This is a genomic window from Leucobacter sp. M11 (assembly GCF_035726885.1).
Classification (GTDB): domain Bacteria; phylum Actinomycetota; class Actinomycetes; order Actinomycetales; family Microbacteriaceae; genus JAPFRB01.
In genome coordinates this window covers 594,448-598,509 of sequence record NZ_JAPFRB010000001.1, presented here as the reverse complement: position 1 = coordinate 598,509, position 4,062 = coordinate 594,448, and the positions used below count along the sequence as shown (strand labels likewise).

Genomic DNA, 4,062 nt, shown 5'->3' with positions numbered 1-4,062 from the left:
CGGACCGCCAGCCGGGGGCGGCCAAAGATCTCCAGGGTCTCCGCGAGGGGCGGGGTGTCGAAGACGACCGAGCGGCCGTCCTCCTCCCGCTGATCGGGCGGCAGATCCGAGAGGTTGCCGAAGGGGAACCAGCGGCCCGCATCCGCGCCGGTGTGCTGCGGGCTGTGCACCCGGATGAGCCCCTCCGCGTCGCCCGCGAGGCTCCGAAAGCTCGTCGGCAGGGGATACTCCCGCACCGTCACATCCTCGCTCGGCCACCCGTCCAGCGCGATCCAGCGGCCCGGACGCTCCGGGTAGTGCGTCGCCGGGGGCACCGCGTCCTGGTGGTAGGCGCGCAGCGTCGGCTCCGCGCGCACCCCGGTCTCGTCCGTGTCCTTCAGCCAGGCATCCCACCACCGCAGCGTCTCCTGCAGGAAACCGATCGTGGGGCCCGGGGTGCGGGCAATGTCCGGGTACTGGTGGGACCACGGGCCGATGATGCCCTTCGTCGGGCCGCCCACGTGCTCCAGCAGCCGGAACACCGTGTTCCGGTACGGGTCCGCCCAGCCCCCGACGGCCAGCACCGCCGCGCGGATCTTGCCCGCGTCCTCGCCCGCCGAACCGCGCCGCCAATAGGCGTCACGCTCCTGATGTGCCAGCCAGCGCTCCGAGAACGGGCGCAGGGCCTCCAAGCGCTCCCGCCACATCGATTCCCAGCCGGGTCCGACCCGCCACGGGGCCGGGGGGCGGCTCTGGAAGGCGAACATGGTCCCGGCCCAGCTCATCATGTCGATGCCGAGCATCGCCCCGCCGAAGTAGTGCACATCGTCCGCGTAGCGGTCATCCGAGGAACACACCGTCACGATCGCCTTCAGCGCCTCCGGCTGCCTCGCGGCGAGCTGCAACCCGTTGAAGCCGCCCCAGGAGATGCCGATCATGCCAACGCTGCCCGTGCACCACGGCTGCGCGGCGAGCCACGCGATGACCTCCAGCCCGTCCTCCAGCTCCTGCTCGTCGTACTCGTCGAGCATCACCCCGTCCGAGTCCCCGCACCCCCGGATATCGACGCGCACCGACGCGTAGCCGTGCCCCGCATACCAGGGGTGACGCTGCGCGTCACGCGGCGCGGTCCAGTCACCCTTCCGATACGGCAGATACTCCAGGATCGCGGGCACCGGGTGCTCCTCGGCCCCCTCGGGCAGCCAGATCGTCGCGGCGAGCTCGGCGCCGTCGCTCATCGGGATACGGACGCGGTCCAGGACCCGCACGGCGTGCGGGAACTCGGTGCGGATCTGCATGGGCATTCTCCTTCGAAAGCGGTGCCCACCAGCGTAGCGCCCGCGCACGTGCCGGGGCGGCGGCGCTAGGCTCGGAGACATGTCCGCACCGTCGCAGCCAGCCCCCGCCCGTGTCCCCACTCCCATCGACGCCATCGCCGAGCGCTGGGTCGACACGGTCGCCCGCCTCCGGCCAACGAAGGGCACCTACATCGGCCACCCAGGGTCGAATCACCGCCTGGGCGACCTCTCCCCGGAGGGCCTCGCGGAGGAGGAAACCGAGGCGCGCCGCAGCCTGGCCGAGCTCAGCGCGGCCCCGCCCCAGGACGCGGTCGACGCCGTCACCCAGCGCGCCCTCGGCGATCAGCTCCGGCTCCTCATCGAGCAGAGCGAGGCCGGGCTCCCGCTGCGCAACCTCAACGTCATCGAATCGCCCCTGCAGGAGATCCGGGACAGCTTCGATCTGATGCCCCGGCAGACGGAGGCAGACTGGGCGGACACCGTCAGCCGGCTGAACGCGGTCGAAGACGCCCTCGCCGGATACCGGGAGAGCCTGCGCGCCGGGGTGCGCGCGGGGAACCCGCCGGCCCGCCGCCAGGCCCTGGTCGTCGGGGCGCAGGCCGCCCGGCACGGGGCCGACACGGGCTTCTTCCGGGCGCTCGCCGCCGGGGCGACCGGCCTCGGGCCCGCGCAGCACGCGGCGCTCACGGCGGCGGCCGACCGCGCGGCGCGCGCCTACGCGGACACGGCCGACTTCCTGCGGACGGAGCTGGCCCCCGCCGCCCCGGAGCGGGACGGGGTGGGCCGGGAGCACTACGCGCTCGCCTCGCGCGGCTTCCTCGGCGCGACGGTTGACCTCGACGAAAGCTACGAGTGGGGGCTCGCCGAGGTGGCGCGGATGGCCGCCGAGCAGGAACGCATCGCCCGCGAGATCGTCCCCGGCGGCGGCGTCCCCGAGGCCATCGCCGCGCTCGACGCGGACCCGGCGCGCGTCCTGCACGGCACCGAGGCGCTGCAACGCTGGATGCAGGACACGAGCGACCGGGCCGTCGCCGAGCTGGGGGCCACGCACTTTGACATCCCGGAGCCCCTGCGCCGCCTCGACTGCCGAATCGCCCCGACTCAGGAGGGCGGGATCTATTACAGCCAGCCGAGCGACGACTTCTCCCGGCCCGGCCAGATGTGGTGGTCCGTGCCGCCCGGGGTCACGGAATTCACCACCTGGCGGGAGCTGACAACCGTGTACCACGAGGGGGTGCCGGGGCATCACCTCCAGATCGGCTCCGGGGTGCTGAACCGGGGCACCCTGAACGCCTGGCGGCGGCAGCTCGCGGGCACCGCCGGCCACGAGGAAGGCTGGGCGCTCTACGCGGAGCGACTCATGGCCGAGCTCGGCTACCTGGCGGATCCCGGCGACCGCTTCGGCATGCTCGACGGGCAGCGGATGCGGGCGGCCCGGGTCGTCATCGACCTCGGCGTGCACCTGGGCAAGCAGCGCCCGGACGGCGGCGGCGTCTGGGACGCCGAGGCCGCCTTCGCCTTCCTCCGGGAGCACGTCACGATGGACCCCGCCTTCGTCGAGTTCGAGGTGAACCGCTACCTCGGCTGGCCCGGGCAAGCGCCCGCCTACAAGATCGGGCAGCGCCGCTGGGAACAGCTCCGCGAGGCCGCCGCGGTGCGGGCCGGGGCCGACTTCGACATCCGGGAGTTCCACCGCGAAGCCCTCAGCCTCGGCACGGTCGGCCTGGACACCCTGGCCTGGGCGCTCGACGGGGGAGCCGCGGCGGCCGTCGCCTCAGGGGGCGGCCGGTAGCTCGCACAGGCTGAGCGCGAAGGCCCGGAAGCCCCGGATCCGACCGTCCAACACCTCGCGGATATCGCCGAGCTCCTCGCTGCCCGCGACCTCGTTCAACGCATACCGGGACCCGCCCGGGGCCGCGAAGACGGTCAGCGGATCGCCGCCGGGGGTCGCCTCGCAGGAGACCGTCCCCTCGGCAACCGTGAACGGCCAGCCCGAGCCGAACTCCGCCCGGCTCACCGACTGCGGATTCGCCGTCGGCCGAGGCTCCGCGACCGAGGCCTCGGGCTCCGCCGGTTCGGCGTCGGGGGCTCGCTCGCTCGCGGAGGGAGCGGACGGCCCGGGCAACCCTGCGCACCCGCTCAGGAGGCCAAGCCCGCCCAGCGCGAGGAACACCCCGGCGAGCCAAGCCCGAGCCGGGGCGGCGCTCGCCGCACGGGATCCCTGCCGCATCCTGCACCTCCCGGGGTCGCGTCTTCCGGCCCAGCGTACCCGCGAGCCGGGCAAAAGGAAACGTGCCCGAGCCCGCAGATCGGCGCCGCCGATGCGGGGCTCACGCGGGATCTGCGGGCCATATCGGAAGCCGCGGCAGGGATACTACACTCGCATCATGACTACAGATCACCAGCAGATTCGCCCCACGACCCCGATCGACCAGATCGCGGAGGAGTGGGTAGACACCGTCGTCGCCCTGCACCCGACCACCGGCACCTACCTGGGCCGCGTCGAGTCAAACGACCGCTTCGGCGACTACTCGCCCGAGGGCCTCGCCGCGGAGGAAACGGCCACGCGCGCCGCCCTGACCGCGCTCCAGGCCGCGACCCCCGTTGACGCCGTGGACGAGGTCACGAAGCGCGACCTCGCCGACCAGCTCAGCCTCAGCCTCGAGTCCGCGGCGGCGAAGTTGCCCCTGCGCGACCTCAACGTGATTGCCTCGCCCATCCAGGACATCCGCGACGCCTTCGACCTCATGCCGCAGGAAACCGAGGAGGACTGGTCGATCGTGGC

At 73.3% G+C, this 4,062-nt stretch carries 4 protein-coding genes; 2 read left to right on the top strand and 2 right to left on the bottom strand.

The window, feature by feature from the left end; all coding sequences use genetic code 11:
• The coding region (locus OOT08_RS03075) for a CocE/NonD family hydrolase (RefSeq protein WP_325091075.1) at positions 1-1,277 on the bottom strand (1,277 nt) is incomplete at its 3' end.
• Between the two features lie 79 nt (positions 1,278-1,356).
• On the opposite strand from OOT08_RS03075, the gene OOT08_RS03070 reads away from it, so the two are divergent.
• Positions 1,357-3,069 carry a DUF885 domain-containing protein gene (locus OOT08_RS03070; RefSeq protein WP_325091074.1) on the top strand — a complete coding sequence of 571 codons (1,713 nt, stop codon included), beginning with the start codon at positions 1,357-1,359 and terminating at the stop codon, positions 3,067-3,069.
• On the opposite strand, the gene OOT08_RS03065 is transcribed toward OOT08_RS03070, so the two are convergent.
• Positions 3,052-3,294 carry a DUF2511 domain-containing protein gene (locus OOT08_RS03065; protein WP_325091073.1) on the bottom strand — a complete coding sequence of 81 codons (243 nt, stop codon included), beginning with the start codon at positions 3,292-3,294 and terminating at the stop codon, positions 3,052-3,054. The genes OOT08_RS03070 and OOT08_RS03065 overlap by 18 nt on opposite strands.
• Positions 3,295-3,664: 370 nt before the next feature.
• Here OOT08_RS03065 and OOT08_RS03060 point away from each other — a divergent pair.
• The coding region (locus tag OOT08_RS03060) for a DUF885 family protein (RefSeq protein ID WP_325091072.1) at positions 3,665-4,062 on the top strand (398 nt) is incomplete at its 3' end.